This is a genomic window from Leptospira jelokensis (assembly GCF_004769635.1).
Lineage (GTDB): Bacteria > Spirochaetota > Leptospiria > Leptospirales > Leptospiraceae > Leptospira_A > Leptospira_A jelokensis.
The window spans coordinates 56,911-72,812 of sequence record NZ_RQGH01000009.1 but is presented as its reverse complement, the minus strand read 5'-3'; the positions used below and the strand labels follow the sequence as shown (position 1 = coordinate 72,812).

At 38.6% G+C, this 15,902-nt stretch carries 14 protein-coding genes; 7 read left to right on the top strand and 7 right to left on the bottom strand.

The features are described 5' to 3' along the window. The first annotated feature begins 60 nt into the window (after nucleotides 1–60). Together EHQ62_RS03410 and EHQ62_RS03405 are read left to right on the top strand one after the other, a co-directional pair. Entirely contained in the window at nucleotides 61–2,046 is a 1,986-nt protein-coding gene (locus tag EHQ62_RS03410; RefSeq protein ID WP_135640841.1) for an ATP-dependent DNA helicase, read from the top strand. A gap of 5 nt (nucleotides 2,047–2,051) precedes the next feature. After that, a complete protein-coding gene (locus tag EHQ62_RS03405; RefSeq protein ID WP_135640840.1) occupies nucleotides 2,052–2,921 on the top strand; it encodes a hypothetical protein in 870 nt (289 codons plus the stop codon). Here EHQ62_RS03405 and EHQ62_RS03400 read toward each other — a convergent pair. Beyond that, a complete protein-coding gene (locus EHQ62_RS03400) occupies nucleotides 2,884–3,687 on the bottom strand; it encodes a hypothetical protein (protein ID WP_135640839.1) in 804 nt (267 codons plus the stop codon). The genes EHQ62_RS03405 and EHQ62_RS03400 overlap by 38 nt on opposite strands. A gap of 59 nt (nucleotides 3,688–3,746) precedes the next feature. Next, nucleotides 3,747–5,051: an asparagine--tRNA ligase gene (gene asnS / locus EHQ62_RS03395; protein WP_135640838.1), complete on the bottom strand. Its 1,305-nt coding sequence runs from the start codon at nucleotides 5,049–5,051 to the stop codon at nucleotides 3,747–3,749. A 55-nt stretch (nucleotides 5,052–5,106) separates the two neighbouring features. Here asnS and folD point away from each other — a divergent pair, with 55 nt between their 5' ends. Genes folD through EHQ62_RS03370 form a run of 5 tightly spaced genes read left to right on the top strand, consistent with a single transcriptional unit; the run spans nucleotide 5,107 to nucleotide 10,230 of the window. Beyond that, entirely contained in the window at nucleotides 5,107–5,982 is an 876-nt protein-coding gene (gene folD / locus EHQ62_RS03390; protein WP_135640837.1) for a bifunctional methylenetetrahydrofolate dehydrogenase/methenyltetrahydrofolate cyclohydrolase FolD, read from the top strand. Continuing rightward, a complete protein-coding gene (locus EHQ62_RS03385; RefSeq protein WP_135640836.1) occupies nucleotides 5,966–6,934 on the top strand; it encodes an acetylxylan esterase in 969 nt (322 codons plus the stop codon). The genes folD and EHQ62_RS03385 overlap by 17 nt, the downstream gene beginning before the upstream one ends. Then, complete coding sequence (gene cysS, locus EHQ62_RS03380; RefSeq protein WP_135640835.1) at nucleotides 6,931–8,391, top strand: cysteine--tRNA ligase; 1,461 nt, start codon at nucleotides 6,931–6,933, stop codon at nucleotides 8,389–8,391. The genes EHQ62_RS03385 and cysS overlap by 4 nt, the downstream gene beginning before the upstream one ends. Beyond that, nucleotides 8,373–9,146, top strand: a complete 774-nt coding sequence (rlmB, locus tag EHQ62_RS03375; RefSeq protein ID WP_135640834.1) for a 23S rRNA (guanosine(2251)-2'-O)-methyltransferase RlmB — start codon at nucleotides 8,373–8,375, stop codon at nucleotides 9,144–9,146. The genes cysS and rlmB overlap by 19 nt, the downstream gene beginning before the upstream one ends. Continuing rightward, nucleotides 9,133–10,230 (top strand): alpha/beta hydrolase, encoded by a 1,098-nt coding sequence (locus EHQ62_RS03370; protein WP_135640833.1) that lies wholly within the window; start codon nucleotides 9,133–9,135, stop codon nucleotides 10,228–10,230. Before rlmB ends, EHQ62_RS03370 begins: the two co-directional genes overlap by 14 nt. Nucleotides 10,231–10,237: 7 nt before the next feature. Here the strand turns inward: EHQ62_RS03370 and EHQ62_RS03365 are convergent, their stop codons facing one another. The 5 genes from EHQ62_RS03365 to EHQ62_RS03345 are packed head-to-tail and all read right to left on the bottom strand — an operon-like array spanning nucleotide 10,238 to nucleotide 15,899. Continuing rightward, complete coding sequence (locus tag EHQ62_RS03365; RefSeq protein WP_135640832.1) at nucleotides 10,238–11,977, bottom strand: sodium:solute symporter family protein; 1,740 nt, start codon at nucleotides 11,975–11,977, stop codon at nucleotides 10,238–10,240. Continuing rightward, the gene (hisF, locus tag EHQ62_RS03360; RefSeq protein WP_135640831.1) at nucleotides 11,974–12,741 is read right to left on the bottom strand and encodes an imidazole glycerol phosphate synthase subunit HisF; all 768 of its coding nucleotides are present in this window, start codon (nucleotides 12,739–12,741) and stop codon (nucleotides 11,974–11,976) included. Before hisF ends, EHQ62_RS03365 begins: the two co-directional genes overlap by 4 nt. 1 nt (nucleotide 12,742) lies before the next feature. After that, nucleotides 12,743–14,209 carry an Asp-tRNA(Asn)/Glu-tRNA(Gln) amidotransferase subunit GatA gene (gatA, locus tag EHQ62_RS03355; protein ID WP_135640830.1) on the bottom strand — a complete coding sequence of 489 codons (1,467 nt, stop codon included), beginning with the start codon at nucleotides 14,207–14,209 and terminating at the stop codon, nucleotides 12,743–12,745. Beyond that, nucleotides 14,206–14,490 carry an Asp-tRNA(Asn)/Glu-tRNA(Gln) amidotransferase subunit GatC gene (gene gatC, locus EHQ62_RS03350; RefSeq protein ID WP_135640829.1) on the bottom strand — a complete coding sequence of 95 codons (285 nt, stop codon included), beginning with the start codon at nucleotides 14,488–14,490 and terminating at the stop codon, nucleotides 14,206–14,208. The genes gatA and gatC overlap by 4 nt, the downstream gene beginning before the upstream one ends. Nucleotides 14,491–14,498: 8 nt before the next feature. Then, nucleotides 14,499–15,899 (bottom strand): undecaprenyl-phosphate glucose phosphotransferase, encoded by a 1,401-nt coding sequence (locus EHQ62_RS03345; protein WP_135640828.1) that lies wholly within the window; start codon nucleotides 15,897–15,899, stop codon nucleotides 14,499–14,501. Nucleotides 15,900–15,902 lie beyond the last annotated feature (3 nt).

Here is a 15,902-nt window from a genome sequence, read left to right as displayed (position 1 = left end):
TCAGTTACTAGTTTAACAGTTATTTGTGTTATGCTTCTGTTTCGAAATAGGCATTAAATTTTGGACGTCAAAACAGTTTTTACCAAACAACTTCCAAAACTTTGGAAGGACTATGAAGTTCGTCGGGAACAGATGGAGATGTCCGAGTCTATCGAATCTGCTTTTAATGGTGGGACCAATTGGGTCATTGAGGCAGGAACGGGAGTTGGTAAGTCACTTGCCTACCTCATCCCCAGTGCCCTTTTTTCTTTGGAAAATGAATGTACAGTTGTTGTTTCAACAGAAACAAAGTCCCTCCAAGACCAGTTACTCTATAAAGACATCCCTCTTGTTTCAGAAGCGCTTGGGGTTCCGATAAATGCCATGGTGGCACTTGGTGCCAGTAATTACCTTTGCAAACGAAAGTACAATCGTGTGATGGAACGTGGGGATTTTGGACCCGAAATGGAGTCTTCTTTACCCTATTTTGTCAATTGGGAAAAACAAACAGAAAGTGGGATCCGAGCCGAGTATGATGGATTTCTTTCCAACTCTTTTTGGTCTTCTGTGGCAAGGGAGTCTGACAACTGTTTGGGGAGAAATTGTCCCAACTTCAGTTCTTCTTATTATTTTTTAGAAAAAGAAAAATGGAAAAAAGCAAATATTCTCATCGTCAACCACCATTTGCTTGCCAGTCACTTAGCTGGTGATTTTAAATTATTACCACCGTTTTCACAACTTGTCATTGATGAAGCGCATGTTTTCCCCGAAATCGTTGGAAAAGCCTTTGGTTCGGAAATTCGTTATGAATTCATTTTGAATTTATTACATTACCTCTATTTCCCTGAAAAACGAACCGGACTTGTCTTAAAAATCAAATCCAATGAAAAAATAATCAAGTTGGTAGAAGCAAGCATTGGTTATGCGAATGATTTTTTTCGAATGTTACTTTCCGCGATACCACTCCAATTCAATCAATTTGCAAGTCGGCATACGGAGCGAATCAAATTGGATAACGGAGCATTGGAAGATACCATAGGAGATTTGGCTTCCGTATTAGAAGGATTATTATCCAAATACAAAAAAGACAGTGAGGATATAGAAGAAAAAGAAATGGCAATGGGACTTGAAATGGTCGCTTTGAATCTAAAAAAGGCTTCCTCGTTTCTCAATGACTTTCGTTTGAAGTCCAATCCCAATTTAGTATTCTGGATTGAACCTCCTCCACAATCCGCAAAAGATCCATTTTATTATTTGTTTTCCCAACCGAAGAACACAGATGAAATTTTAGCGAATACCCTATTTCCAAACATGGATTCCGTGGTTTTAACCTCTGCTACTCTCTCCCCAACCGCTGGAAATTTCCAATACTTCCTAAAAGAAGTAGGGACAACGGAAGTGAAAACAAAAACCCTACATTCTCCTTTCCAATACAACACCCATTCCTTATTGTTTGTGCCAAAACAAATTGCCGACCCAGTCTCTGATCCAAAACGAAATAAAACGGATCTATCTTATTGGATCACAAGGTTATTAAAACTATCCGAAGGGGATGCATTTGTTTTATTCACATCGAATAAATTACTCTCTGAATTGTATGAAGAGATTCGGAATTTGGTTCCCTATCCGATATTTGCCCAAACGGAAATGGGTCCTATTGCCGCCAAACGAGAGTTTCTTGCCAATGAGAACAGTGTGCTTTTTGGTGTTTCCAGTTTTTGGCAAGGTGTGGATATCAAAGGTGACAAATTAAGAAATGTCATCGTAACAAAACTCCCCTTCCAAGTTCCTACAGAACCTGTGCTCCAAGCAAAAATGGAGGATATGGAAAAAAAAGGAAAAAGCCCATTTTGGGAGATGCAGGTTCCAAAGACATGTTTACTCCTAAGGCAAGGATTTGGACGCCTCATTCGCTCCCAGACGGATACAGGAATGGTGAGTATCCTAGACCCTCGGATTCACACCAAATCCTATGGAAAAAACATCTTGCAAAGTTTGCCGAAAGGAGTTCCCCTCATAACGGAATTTAACGAATTGGAAAGAAAATTCCATTTATTGCCGAAATGAAAGGTATGAAACGAATCCGCCTGATTTCCCTTCTCTTATCCCTTATCATACTCAGTGTGTCACTTGGCTCCAAACCAATTGAGGATAAGGACATTTATGCATCCTATGTCAATTGGACAGACCAATTGATCGTTTCAAATGTAAAAGAGACAATTCCTAAAATTGTATTTGATGAAGATGATCCAGAGTTTTCTGGAAAAAACACTGCCACTAGCCAAGGCAAAGCCCATTCGATGGCGAGGAAAAAAGCCAAAGAAAAACTAAAGGTAAGGCTTAGCCAGAGGTTAGAATCCATTCTTTTTAATGCCGATTATACGATTTTTGAATACACCCAAGTCAACCAACAAGCCCGCCTCAGACTCAATTCCTATATTGGTGCGGAGAAAGAAGAATACGATTTTCAATTTGTAAAAAACGTTTTGGAAGCAAAGGCAAGCCTTCCCATTAAAGGGAAAGATGGAATCCTTGCACACATTCCCATGGAATATGGAACAGAACGAGTTCCCGAATTCAGTGAAGATGTGATCCCTGTTGAGTTTTCAGGTCTTGTAGTAGATGCAAGGCATCTTTTCGTAAAACGTGCGTTATTTCCAAAAATCCAAACAGATCGTGGACTAGATGTGTATTCCCCACTTTACGTAAAAGACGCGTATGCCGTTGAAACTGGGTATATTGTTTACCGAGCAGACCAAAATGGTAAGGCTTATGAAACGAAGGTAGGAAAAAATCCGTATTTTGTTCTGGCACTTTCGACAGCAGGGAAAAACCAAACTGATTTGATCATCCCGACAGATGAGGCAGCCAAATTCCTTAGCCACCCCGAATCTAGAAAGAATATCACACGGTGCAGAGTTTTGATTTTAGTTTCTCAGTAAGAGATAAAAACATTTTTTCAGCCTTTCCATACTCACCATTAAAAAGATACGCAAAACCCATATCCTCTAAATCTTTATGAGCTAAGGAGTTGGATTTTTTTTCTAACTCAGCAATATTACGATACACGGAGTCATACATTTTACGTTTCTCTTCAAAACTTGGAAGGTTTAATTTATTGGGAATATTTTCAAAGATAAGATTTGCTTCTTTGTGGCGATCCAAAAAGAGTAAAGCCATTCCCACAAGTTTATGGATATCCGAATCATTTAAAAGTTTCATGTTATCACGAAACAATTTGATGACTTTATCGTATCGTTTGAGATAATAACTACAAATTAATTCTTCTTTAAGAAAAGAGAGATCATTCCATTCTTTTTTATAACGTGTAAGGATGTTTTTGGCATCTTCATATGCTTCTTGTCTGAAATATATTTTGATCGCAGTTTGGATGATGGAAAAACAAAGAGGATTTGTTTGTGTTTGGAAGTACAAGTTTAAATTTTGTTTCGCTTCCGCAGTTTTTCCCAGTTCAAAATTTTGGATTGCATCAACGAGTGGTGCTAAATTCGAAATTCCTTTCGGTGCTTGTATGGTAGCTCGACCTGTCAGTTCGTAAAGAGCTAGGTAACTTAGGTGTTGCACATAAAAATTGTCTGGATGGCGTTTGGCAAGGACCACAACATCTTCGTTGGAACCTACCTCATATAAATCCCAAGCTTCTTTTTCGACGGATGTGGATAAAACTTGGGTTGCTTGTTGTGCCATAAGGTACCTCTCTTTCTTTAAAAGGATCGGTCTTATGGCATTTTTTCCCTTAAAAAAAATTAAGGAGTCAGTCTGTAAATCATCCTTGGGAATGGAATGCATTCGCGGATATGAGGCAAACCACATACCCATGCAATCACACGTTCGAGACCCATTCCAAAACCAGAATGTGGAACCGATCCATACTTACGTAGATCCAAATACCAAGAATAATCTTCTGGAGGCAGGCCTTCTTCTTTCAGTCGGTCCACGATTTTTTCATAGGATTCTTCCCGTTCTGAACCACCAATGATTTCACCAATCCCATCGGGAGCAATGAGGTCAGCAGACAAAACAGTCCTTGGATCGTTTGGATTTTGTTTCATATAAAAGGCTTTGATGGCCCTTGGGAAATTTTGGATGAAGATGGCTGTGCCAAAGTGATTTGTGAGGATTTGTTCGCGTTCTGCATTGATGTCCTCGCCCCATGTGATCGCCTCTCCAGCATTGGTTAGGACTTGGATGGCTTCTCCGTAGTCCACTCGAGGGAAAGGTTTCTCCAAGTAGTTAAGAAGGGGTTCTGGGTCACGATCCAGAGTCTTTAAATCGTCTTTGGTGCGTTCTATTGTGGTTTTCAGAACCGATTTCACAAATCGTTCTTGCAGGTCCAAATTCCCGTTTTGGCCGAGGAATGCGGTTTCTGCCTCCAACATCCAGAATTCCGTCAGGTGGCGTTTGGTTTTGCTTTTTTCGGCACGAAAGGTCGGTCCAAAACAATATACTTTGGAATGGGCAAACGCTGCCGTCTCCAAATACAACTGACCCGTTTGGGCTAAGTAGGCTTGGCCTAAATCAAAGTACTCTGTTGAAAAGAGAGTCCCGGCCGATTCTCCAATCGAACCTGTCAAGATGGGTGTATCAATCAGGGTGTAACCATCGTTACGGAAAAATTCGCGGATGGCAAAAGACAATTCGGAGCGAACCCTTTGGATGGCAAGTTGGCGTTTGGAGCGTAACCACAAATGGCGATGGTTGTGTAAAAAATCAGGACCATGTTCTTTGGGCGTAATGGGATAATCAGCAGAGCTTCCTACAATCTGGAAAGATGAGAGGAGCAGTTCCTCGCCACCCGGTGCCTTGGGGTTTTCTTGCCAAGTCCCGGCAACTTCTAATGAGGTTTCCTGCGGGAGGGTTTTGATTTGTTTGAACACCTCTTCTCCCAATTTCTCTTTTTCACAGACAACTTGGAAGATTTCCCCGTTGGTGCGAAGTTGTAAAAACTGGACATGGTTATTGCCGCGAAGGCCTTGCACCCAACCTTGTAAGGGAAGGGAATTTTTACTGAGGGAGGTTTTGGTCTCTTTTGGATCTAAACTTGGAATCATGGATGGTTTTTTCTGTTTGCCAGTTCAATTTTCTCTGAAATTTTGAACTTACAGAATGAAATCTAGCATCCTATTAGACGGTAAAGCGATTTCCGAAAAAATCCGAAATCGAATCCAAGAAACATTAGCAAAAGCAAAAGCAGATGGTAAGGGAATTCCTACCCTTGCCACCATCCTTGTTGGGAATAACCCTGCTTCCGAAACCTACGTCAACATGAAGGTGAAAGCCTGTGAAAAAGTAGGAATGAATTCAAGATACATCCGATTAAAAGAAGAAACAACTACAGAAGAACTCTTAACGGAAATTCGCAAATTGAATGCAGACCCTTCTATCAATGGAATTTTATTACAACACCCGGTCCCTCACCAAATTGATGAACGAAAGGCTTTTGATGAAATTGCTTTAGAAAAAGATGTGGATGGTGTGACTACGATTTCATTTGGGAAATTGTCGATGGATAGCGAGGCGTACTATCCGTGCACTCCGTACGGGATGGTTTTACTTTTGCAAGAATATGGAATCGATGTGACTGGAAAACATGCTGTAGTTGTCGGAAGGTCTCCCATTCTTGGAAAACCTATGGCCATCATGTTAACCAATTTGAATGCAACGGTTACACTTTGCCATTCTAAAACAAAGGACCTACCAGAACTTGTGAAACAAGCGGATATTGTTGTGGGTGCTGTTGGCAAACCAGAATTCATTCAGGCAGATTGGATCAAAGAGGGTGCTGTCATTTTGGATGCGGGGTACAATGTTGGGAATGTGGGTGACATTGAAGTTTCAAAGGCAAAAGATAAGTCTTCTTATTACACACCAGTGCCAGGTGGTGTGGGACCTATGACAATTTCTGTCCTGCTTTTGCAAACGATGTATAGTTTTTTAGGTCAATTTTCTCCGAAGTTGGATTCTCATGCCTCAAATCGTTAGTTTTGACGAGTGTTTTCAAACAGTTCCAAAACTGGACCCACCCAGTGATTTAGATACATTTTGGAAAAGTGGGATCTCGGAACTTAAAAAAGTCCCTATCAAAGCCACATACAAAACAGTTTTGAAAGGAAGTTTTATCTGGGAATCTTTGAATGACGTTAGTTTTCAAAGTATCGACAATCATGTGTTACATGGTAAACTTGCAATTCCAAGAAAACGAGGTGATAGGCCAGTTGTCGTTTATTTCCACGATTATCTAGCAACACCTGAAGAAATCCAAAAGGGATATTCTGATTTAGGTGTGGCGCAGCTTCACATCACCTTACGGGGTCATGGCGAGGAGATGGTCCAAATGCCAGTGGATCCGGTCACTGGTAAATCCCCAATCGGTTGGACTCCAAATTACTTTGCGCATGGACTTGACCAAAAAGAAGAGTTTTACATGAGAAAACTGTATTTGGATGTGATTCGAACCATTGAATTTTTAAGGTTAACCGATGGAATTGATGGTGACCAAATCATTTTACATGGGAAATCTTTAGGTTCAGCCTTGGCAGTGTTTGGTGCTGCATATTCGGATCGAATCAAGGGTTTGATCCTTGAGACAGCTTCTTTTAGTTACATTGACAAAGATCAAATGTCGCTAAAAGGGAATCCTTGGGTTCGAGAACTCACACCGTTTTTTGAAAAACGTGCCACTAAAAAAATCGATTATAAAAAAGAGTTATCCTATTTTGATGCGATGAACTTTGCCAAAAAAATCAAAATCCCTGCCCTCTTTTCCTGTGGTATGGAAGACCAAATGTCTCATCCGAAATCTACCTTTGCTTTGTTTAACCATATGAACTGTGATAAACGGATGCAGTTGTATCCAACGGAAGGAAACGAAGCGGGAAAAGAGAAACAACCACAAGCCAACTTAGAGTTTGTGAAAGAAATTTTTGCTTTATGACAACAATTCCCTTTTTCTTTCAAAATACGAAATCAGGAAAAAAAGAACGATTCCAACCTAAAGATGTAAATCAAGTGACGATTTATTCTTGTGGGCCAACTGTTTATAATTTTGCCCATATCGGAAATATCAGATCGTTTTTGTTTGTCGATGTTTTGCGTAGGTCCTTGTTACTCGGTGGTTATAAATTAAACCAATCGATGAACATCACTGATATTGATGATAAAATCATTGCTGAGTCCATCAAACGGAATATCAGTGTAGAAGAATTTACAAAACCTTGGACAGAGGCTTTTTTCAAAGACTTAGATACGTTGAATGTCCAAAAATTAGAACATTATCCTAAGGCAACAGAATCCATAGATGATATGGTGTCCCTCGTTGAAACATTACAAACCAATGGACTTGCTTATGAACGAGAAGGAAATGTTTATTTTTCCATTCAGAAGTTTGAAAGATACGGTGAGTTATCTAAGATCGATGTATCTGGTATGAAATCTGGTGTTCGTTATGATGCGGATGAATATGATAAGGATGATGTCCGAGATTTTGTCCTTTGGAAAAATCAAAAATCGGAATCTGAAAAATGTTGGCATACGAAAATCGGGAATGGTCGGCCTGGTTGGCATCTAGAATGTTCAGCTATGATTCGTAAAATTTACGGATCAGGCATCGACATCCATACAGGTGGGATAGATTTACTTTTCCCACACCATGAAAATGAATTTGCCCAAACAACTGGTGCGTATCCCAAAGAAGAGTTTGTTGGAACCTGGCTTCACTGTGAACATTTGTTAGTTGATGGTGAAAAGATGTCAAAAAGTAAGGGTAATTTTTATACCTTACGAGATATTTTAGAGAAAGGTTTTGATCCTAGAGTGATTCGGTTCCATTTGATTTCTGCTCATTACCGAAGTAAGTTGAACTTTTCATTGGCAAAGTTAGGTGAATCAAAAGTTGCCTTGGACAGAATCCAAAATACAATTTATCGAATATTAGATACCTACTCCTTTTGGGATGAAATACCTGCTACTTTTGAAGGGATCAATTTTTTGATTCCAGAGATCCAAAAATTGAACATGGATTTTTTGAATGCACTGGCGGATGATCTAAATCTTCCGAAGGCCCTTGCGACTGTGTTTGAACTGGTTCGGATTGTGAACCAATCATTGGACCAAACCAGTTCTGAAAAACCAAAGGAGTTTTTTAAAGAATGCCTTTCGCTATTTGTTAAGATGAATGCCTTGTTTGGGATCTTTCAATTTCAGAAACCGGAAAGTGATTCTGTAGATGGAATTTCACAAGATTGGATTTTGGAACAAATTGAAAAACGAAAAGTAGCGAAACAAAACAAAGATTTTGCGATGGCGGATTCAATCCGAAAAGAGTTGGAAAACAAAGGTATCCTTCTCGCCGATACAAAGGAAGGAAAAACAACATGGAAAAAAGCCCAGTAGAAATACTTTTTGGGAAACGTAATTTTTATGAATTTTTAGAATCCTTAGAACAAATGGCACCCGAACGAGGGATAAAAACCATTCGTGAAGTGATTGTAAAGGATGGGATTGGAAACGAAGAAAAACAAAGGATCAAATCCTATTTACCGAATTCCATTAAGTTTACTACGGTTTCCAGTCGTGAATTGGACAGAATTGCGCATGATAAAAACCACCAAGGATATGTCATCATTCGGACAAAACAAAAGTCTTTTTCCTCACTTGGTTTTGAGCAATTCAAACAAAATATAAGTCCAAATGAAGGCCCAATTCTCATTTTAGACCGCATCCAAGATCCTGGAAATATGGGAAATTTATTGCGTACGGCAGAATGTATGGGTGTTAAACACGTGTTAATGTCTGATCGCGATACATCACCTATCACACCTGTTGTGGAAAAAGTTTCAGCGGGGGCCATCCACCACATCCAAATTTACCGCGTTGCCAATTTGAAACATGGGATTGAATTCCTCAAAAAAAATGACTATTGGATTCTAGCAACCGACGAAGAAGGGGATGAGGAGATATGGGATACACTCCCTGACATTTCCCAAATGGCTGTGATTATGGGAAATGAAGGTGAAGGTGTAAAACGGATTTTACTTGAAGATGCCGATTATGTTGCTAGAATTCCCTTGTATGGAGCTGTTACCTCACTCAATGTTGTGGTCGCATGCGGAATTACATTGGATAGGCTACATCATGTTTCGCAATAAGCGATTCCTCCAATTATTATTTCATTTCATTGTTTTTTCTTTTGTTTTTCAAACTTGTATTTATGATTTTTACCGTAAAGAATTTGTTTCCGAGAAACAAAAGAACGATGAAGTTTTACTATTAGCCCTTCTTGGAATCCTTCCGAATCCAAACCAAAAATTATTTGGATTTATCCCCGGAACTTCAAGGAACCTGTCCAATTCTCAATTTTTAAATGCAGAATGGTTTCCTAAATCAAATAAAAAGAAATTAGTTTTTGTCCATGGATGGAATCCTGCAGAGAGGGATTCTGATCCGATAACCAATGACGAAAAAAAAATTCAAAATATTAAAAATACATTTTCCAATGGACTTATACACTTCCAAGAAGGAAGGGATTCTGCAAACTCCGAATTTGATATTTACCTTTATACGTATCGAACATCCAATAGCATTCTTGTCAATGGACGGCAGTTCCATTCAACCTTACGATCCAATTTTTCCGATTCGGATTCAGTGACAATCATTGCCCATTCAATGGGAGGGCTTGTGACACGTGTTGCTATGGCAAAGGAAACAGGTTCCTTACCTTTTGTGCGATTGGTGGTCACATTGGCAAGCCCACAGTTTGGTTCTCCGTTTGCTTCCAAAAGTTTTTTGAATTCAAATAATTTTGTGAATGAATTGGGTTCTTACTTAGTGGATACACAAGGTGGACAAGAGCTTGCTTATACAAACAATGGGAATCTACAAACGAATTTATCTGGAGCCAGTAATGATGTTTTGGATCTTCTCAATGATTCGTATTTAAATTCTGGTTTGAATTCAAAATTTATCAGTTTTGCAGGGATTTTATCCAATTGTACGGTTGGTGAAACATTTTATTATAATACAGGTTGTACATTATTAAATAATGCTGGATTTACAAGTTCGGATGGAATTGTGACATCCAATAGCGCAAGGCTCGGAAATTTAAGTTATAAACAAATCAATGTAAGTGATTGTGATCATTCTATGATGGCATTTCAAACATTAAGCGTTGATGATATAAAAAGTAGGAATTTGTTTTCATCAGTCATTTCTGAAATTCGAAACTATCCATAGTTTGGGTTTATTTCGAAATCCGATTTGATTCTGATTTTTGAACTGTAAAATACAAACCAACAATTCCTACGAAAAAGAACAAAATTCCCCAAAACAAATTCCCTTCTTTCCATAATAGGCATTGGACAGAGTACAATCCACCAAATACAAATGATAAACCAGAAAGAGTCCCAAAGAGTGATACCATCATTTGGTTATGGTAAATGGTTTGTTTGTATTTTGGATGTTTGGCAAAAAAACCTCTCCAAAAAAAGTAAGGTGGTTTGGTTGTTTCGTAAAAAGTAAAAAGGATTTCTGGTTTTGTTTCTGGAAGGAGAAAACTTGAAAAAATGAGAACAGATGCGGAACTTAAGGAAGTAAATAAAATCGAATACGGAAAAGGAATTTGTAAATACTGTGAATAGAGAAGGTAAAAAATCGGTGATAGAATTAAAGCTAGTATTTCTGTCCAAGCTGAGATCCTCCAAAAATACCAACGGAAAATCAAAACAAAACCAATTCCAGATGATGCTTCCAATAAAAACACCCAAGCACCTTTGATTGTATCCAATCCATAAACTGCCAAAACATAAGAAAAAGCCGCTGTTACCAATTGGATGAAATAAGATAACTTGATCAAATGAGAATCCGACTGTTTATGCCGAAGCAAAGGTTTCCACAGGTCGTTCACTAGATAAGATGCACCCCAATTTAAATGTGTTGCCAATGTAGATAAATAAGCAGCAAGGAATGCACTTAACATTAACCCCATCATACCATTCGGCATACCTTCCTTTAAAACCATTAAAAATCCTTTACCACTTTCCACTTCTGTTAAATTAGGATATAACACGAGTGATACGAGGGCCACTAGGATCCATGGCCAAGGTCTTACAAAATAATGGGCTATCACAAACCACAAACTACCTTTTAAAGCAGCATTTTCATTTTTGGTAGCAAGTATCCGTTGAGCGATATAACCGCCACCACCTGGTTCAGAACCTGGATACCAACTAGACCACCATAGGACTGTGAGAAGGATTAAAAAATGATCCCAAGGCAAAGAACCATTTTCTCCCGTAGGAAAAAAGAGAAGTTTGTTTTCTGGTAATTTGTTTTTTAAACTTTCCAAACTACCGATGGATGAAAGATTGATTGCAAAATAAGCAAATAAGATACAGCCAATCCAAGCAAGGAAAAACTGAAAGACATCAATATAAGAGATCCCTCGAAGTCCTGCGATTGCGGTATAAAACACACCAAACACGAGTAACAAAATGAGGATCTGAGTCGCATCATACCCTGGAAAAAAAACAGGGATAATTTTTAGCATTGCTAAGTTGACCCAACCGAGGATCACCAAGTTTAATAAAAAACCGATGACGAAGGCTTTGAATCCCCTTAAAAAATTTGCTTCTTTTCCACTATAACGAATTTGAATCAATTCTAAGTCGGTGCTTGCACCAGAACGTTTCCAAAGTTTAGAAAAGAAAAAAACAGTGACAAAACCTCCAACGGCCATGTACCACCAAATCCAATTGCCTGAAATTCCTTGGTTTCGTATAATTTCTGTTACGGCAAGCGGGGTATCTGCTGCAAATGTTGTGGCAACCATTGCAGTTCCTGCAACAAACCAACTCAAACTCCCTTCGGCTTGGAAATACTCTTTTGTGGATTGGTGTTTCGAACGAAACCGAATTAAGATGAAAAAAATAACAAAAAAAGGAAGGAGAAAAAAAACGTAATCGAGTGGATGGAAGGAATTCATAATCTCACTTTGATTCCCATCTCTTTCATCGTTTGTTTTGTTTCTTGGATTGAAAATTCACCGAAATGAAAAATAGAAGCTGCAAGTACTGCATCAGCACCACCACGTAAAATTACCTCTGCCATATGTTCTGGATTTCCCGCTCCACCAGATGCGATGATGGGAATGGATAAATGAGACGTAAAGGCCTTCATTAAGGTGATATCAAATCCATCTTTTGTACCATCCTTGTCCATAGAAGTCAGTAGAATTTCCCCAGCTCCCATTTCATATGCTTCCCTTCCCCAATCCAAGGCCTCTCTGCCTGTTTCCTTTCTACCACCATTGAGATACACTTCGTAGCGTTTTCGTTCCGGATGGAATTTCACATCGATGGCACAAACGATACATTGTGAACCATAAATTTCACTCGCGTCTTTTAGTAATTTTGGATTTTGAAAGGCACTTGTATTGATCGAAACTTTATCGGCACCTTTGTTTAGGACAGCTTTGACATCTTCTATCGTACGTATCCCACCACCAACAGTGAATGGGATAAATAGTTTGTTTGCCACTTCTTCCACTAGATGCAAAAGAATGTCTCGTTTGTCTGAGGAAGCAGTAATGTCTAAAAAACAAAGTTCGTCTGCTTTGTTTTCTTCATAAGCGATGGCACAAGATACAGGATCCCCTGCATCGATTAAGTTTACAAACTGTACTCCTTTGACAACCCTTCCCCCTTTGATATCCAAACAAGGAATGACTCTTTTGGTCAATTCATCCATATTAGGAAATCTCTTTTGGTAACGGAGTTTTACAGATTTCTAAGTTTGAAAGGGCTTTTGCAAAACTGAGTAATGTTACTTCATCAAAATGGGAAGTGGTCAATTGGATTCCAATCGGCAATCCGTTTTTGTTTAGACCCGCAGGGCAACTGATGGCAGGGACTCCGCTTAGGTTAACAGAGGTTGTTAAAATATCTGCTTGGTACATTTGGATTGGATCTTTTGTTTTTTCTCCCACTTTAAAGGCTGTTGTAGGTGAAGTTGGTTGCAAAATAACATCTACTGATTTAAAAAATTCTGCATATTGTTTCCGGATGAGAACTCTTGCTTTTTGTGCCTTGCCATAATAAGCATCGTAATAACCAGAGCTAAGTGAAAATGTTCCAAGTAAAATCCTACGTTTCACCTCATTTCCAAATCCAGCGGTTCTTGACTCCGCATATAAATCGTCCAATTTTCCGGATCCTTCCTTTCTTAAACCATATCGGATTCCATCAAAACGACTTAAGTTTGAGGAACATTCTGCTGTTGCAATGAGATAATAGACTGGAATTGCATACTTTAATAGTGAAAAGTCTAATGGAACAAGTGTTGCTCCTTTTTCTTCCAAAGATTTTAAAACTTCCAAGTAACGTTTGTTAACATCATCAGAGAAATTAAATTCTTCTGTTTTCATCACACCAATCTTTTTCCCTTTCCAATCCATTTCTGTAACAGATTTTGCTTCAAAGGGATTTACTTTTGCTGTGGTTTGGTCTTTTGGATCAAGGCCAGAAAGAATCTCAAGTAAATCAGAAATCCCTTCCATATCATTGGAAAAAGGTCCGATTTGGTCCAAACTAGACGCATACGCAACGAGACCATAACGGCTCACTCTGCCATAGGTAGGTTTTAATCCCCAAATCCCACAAAGTGAGGCAGGTTGGCGGATCGATCCACCAGTATCAGAACCTAAAGATACAGGTAACATGGATGCCGCCACTGCCGCCGCCGAACCACCGCTAGAACCTCCAGGGATACGTTCTGGATCAAATGGATTTTTGGAAGTTTGGAAAGCACTGTTTTCTGTTGAGGAACCCATTGCAAATTCATCCATATTGAGCCTTGGAAAAAATACAAATCCCTTATCTTTTAACTTGGAGATAACGGTAGCATCATAAGGAGAAACAAAATTCTCTAAAATTTTAGAAGAACAAGAGGTAATTTCTCCAGTGATACAGATATTGTCTTTTATCCCTATTGGAATTCCGTCATACAGAGAGAGTTGTTTTCCTTCCTTTCTCCTTTTGTCACTTTCTTCTGCTTGTTTAAGGATTTTGTCTTTATCAATGGCCAAAAAGGCTTTGATTTTAGAATCAGTATCTTCTATTCGTTTGAGGTATGAGGATACTAAGTCCTTCGATGTAATTGAACCATCGTTAAGTTTTTTTTTGATTTCAGAATACGATAAATAAATTAAATCTTTCATGTTTCAATTACCTTTGGAACGACCACATAACCATTTTCATACGATGGTGCAATTTTTGCCAAATCATCTCTTTTGAGAGCATTTTCGCTTACATCTTTTCTAAGTTCGTAAAAGATTTGTTCGTAAATCTCATCATCACCCACATTTGATGTGTCCAGGTTTTTGATTTCATCCACATACTGCACAATGCGAGAGAAGTCATTTAACATTCCTGAAATTTCAGATTCGTTAATATTGAGTTTTGCTAGATTCGCAATGTTTTTTAATTCTTTTTCATCCATATGGTTTCCTAGTACGCATTCCTATCTATGATTGCTTTCAGTGGTGTGAGTAAAATGATTTTGATATCAAGTAATAACGACCAATTTTCTATATAAAAGATATCGGCCTCAATCCGTTTTTCGATTGAGGTATCACCGCGAAATCCTTGTACCTGGGCCCAACCAGTGATCCCCGCTTTTGCCGCATGCCTACGCATGTATTGGTGGTGTTCGTTTCGAAACTTTTCGACATAAAACGGTCTTTCCGGTCTTGGACCTACAACGGACATATCACCAAGTAATACATTAAAAAATTGAGGAGTTTCGTCTAATGATAGTTTGCGTAGGATAGCACCAACGGTTGTTACCCTTGGATCATCTTTGACAGTCCAAAGTGTATCAGACTTTTCTTTTGCCTGCACGACCATCGAACGAAATTTGATCATACCAAATACTTTGTTGTCCAATCCCACTCTTTCTTGTTTGTAAAAGACCGGACCTTTACTTGTCACTTTTACAAGTATCGCTATCAGAAGGTAAAAAGGGCTGAATAACAGGATAAAAAATAATGAAAATACAATGTCAAAACTTCGTTTTAAAACTAGGTTGTAACCCAAACGGAGTGGGATGTTCCGAATTGAAATGATTGGGATTCCATCTAGGACTTCTACCCTTCCCTTAGCTGTGACAATCTCTTCATAACTTGGGATTACCTTTAAATCGATTCCGTGGAAGTCTGCGATATCAATAACATCTTTTAAAGAATCCCCTTCTTCATGGGATAATGCATACACAATCAAATCAATTTGATTTTTTTCAACATAAGATTCGAGTTGTTTGGTTGTAGTTACTGATTGTATTGTTTTTGGAGATAAATTCTTTTTCCCTGAAACAAAACCTTTTACTGTATATCCGTAAATGGAATGTTTGCCCAGAGTTTTTGAAAAATTGATAGCAGATTTTCCAGTTCCAATGATCAAAACTGATTTGAGATTGTAACCTTTGCTCCGTAAGTATTGCATAAAGGATCGGAGAACAAAATGTGACAAAGAAGTGAGTATGACAGTGCACACAGCAAAATAACCGATCACAAGCCGTGAAAAACTTTCGCCTCGAAAGAAAAAGAGTAAAGATAAAACAACAAGTAAGTTTAGAATCACACCTGAGATGATCGCAAAGAGTTCATCCGAAAAAGATAAACCTCTTCTTGGATGGTACAAATCTATCGATAAAAATGATAACACTTGCGAAAACCCAAGTACGATTCCCAAAATCAAATAGTTGATAGGTTCTATGGTTTGGATTTGGAAACTAGAGTCTGGTGAAAGATAATACCGAATGATATAAGCGATCAGAAAACCAGTTAAACCAATAAAAAAGTCAGTAACCAGAAACAAAAGTTTGAATGATTGGCTTCTTTCTTTTAACATATT

Bases quoted from the DNA above. Each gene is read 5' to 3' on its own strand.
- EHQ62_RS03405 (WP_135640840.1), top strand. From the start codon at position 2,052: ATGAAACGAATCCGCCTGATTTCCCTTCTCTTATCCCTTATCATACTC.
- EHQ62_RS03400 (WP_135640839.1), bottom strand. From the start codon at position 3,687: ATGGCACAACAAGCAACCCAAGTTTTATCCACATCCGTCGAAAAAGAA.
- asnS (WP_135640838.1), bottom strand. From the start codon at position 5,051: ATGATTCCAAGTTTAGATCCAAAAGAGACCAAAACCTCCCTCAGTAAA.
- folD (WP_135640837.1), top strand. From the start codon at position 5,107: ATGAAATCTAGCATCCTATTAGACGGTAAAGCGATTTCCGAAAAAATC.
- EHQ62_RS03385 (WP_135640836.1), top strand. From the start codon at position 5,966: ATGCCTCAAATCGTTAGTTTTGACGAGTGTTTTCAAACAGTTCCAAAA.
- cysS (WP_135640835.1), top strand. From the start codon at position 6,931: ATGACAACAATTCCCTTTTTCTTTCAAAATACGAAATCAGGAAAAAAA.
- rlmB (WP_135640834.1), top strand. From the start codon at position 8,373: ATGGAAAAAAGCCCAGTAGAAATACTTTTTGGGAAACGTAATTTTTAT.
- EHQ62_RS03370 (WP_135640833.1), top strand. From the start codon at position 9,133: ATGTTTCGCAATAAGCGATTCCTCCAATTATTATTTCATTTCATTGTT.
- EHQ62_RS03365 (WP_135640832.1), bottom strand. From the start codon at position 11,977: ATGAATTCCTTCCATCCACTCGATTACGTTTTTTTTCTCCTTCCTTTT.
- hisF (WP_135640831.1), bottom strand. From the start codon at position 12,741: ATGGATGAATTGACCAAAAGAGTCATTCCTTGTTTGGATATCAAAGGG.
- gatA (WP_135640830.1), bottom strand. From the start codon at position 14,209: ATGAAAGATTTAATTTATTTATCGTATTCTGAAATCAAAAAAAAACTT.
- gatC (WP_135640829.1), bottom strand. From the start codon at position 14,490: ATGGATGAAAAAGAATTAAAAAACATTGCGAATCTAGCAAAACTCAAT.
- EHQ62_RS03345 (WP_135640828.1), bottom strand. From the start codon at position 15,899: ATGTTAAAAGAAAGAAGCCAATCATTCAAACTTTTGTTTCTGGTTACT.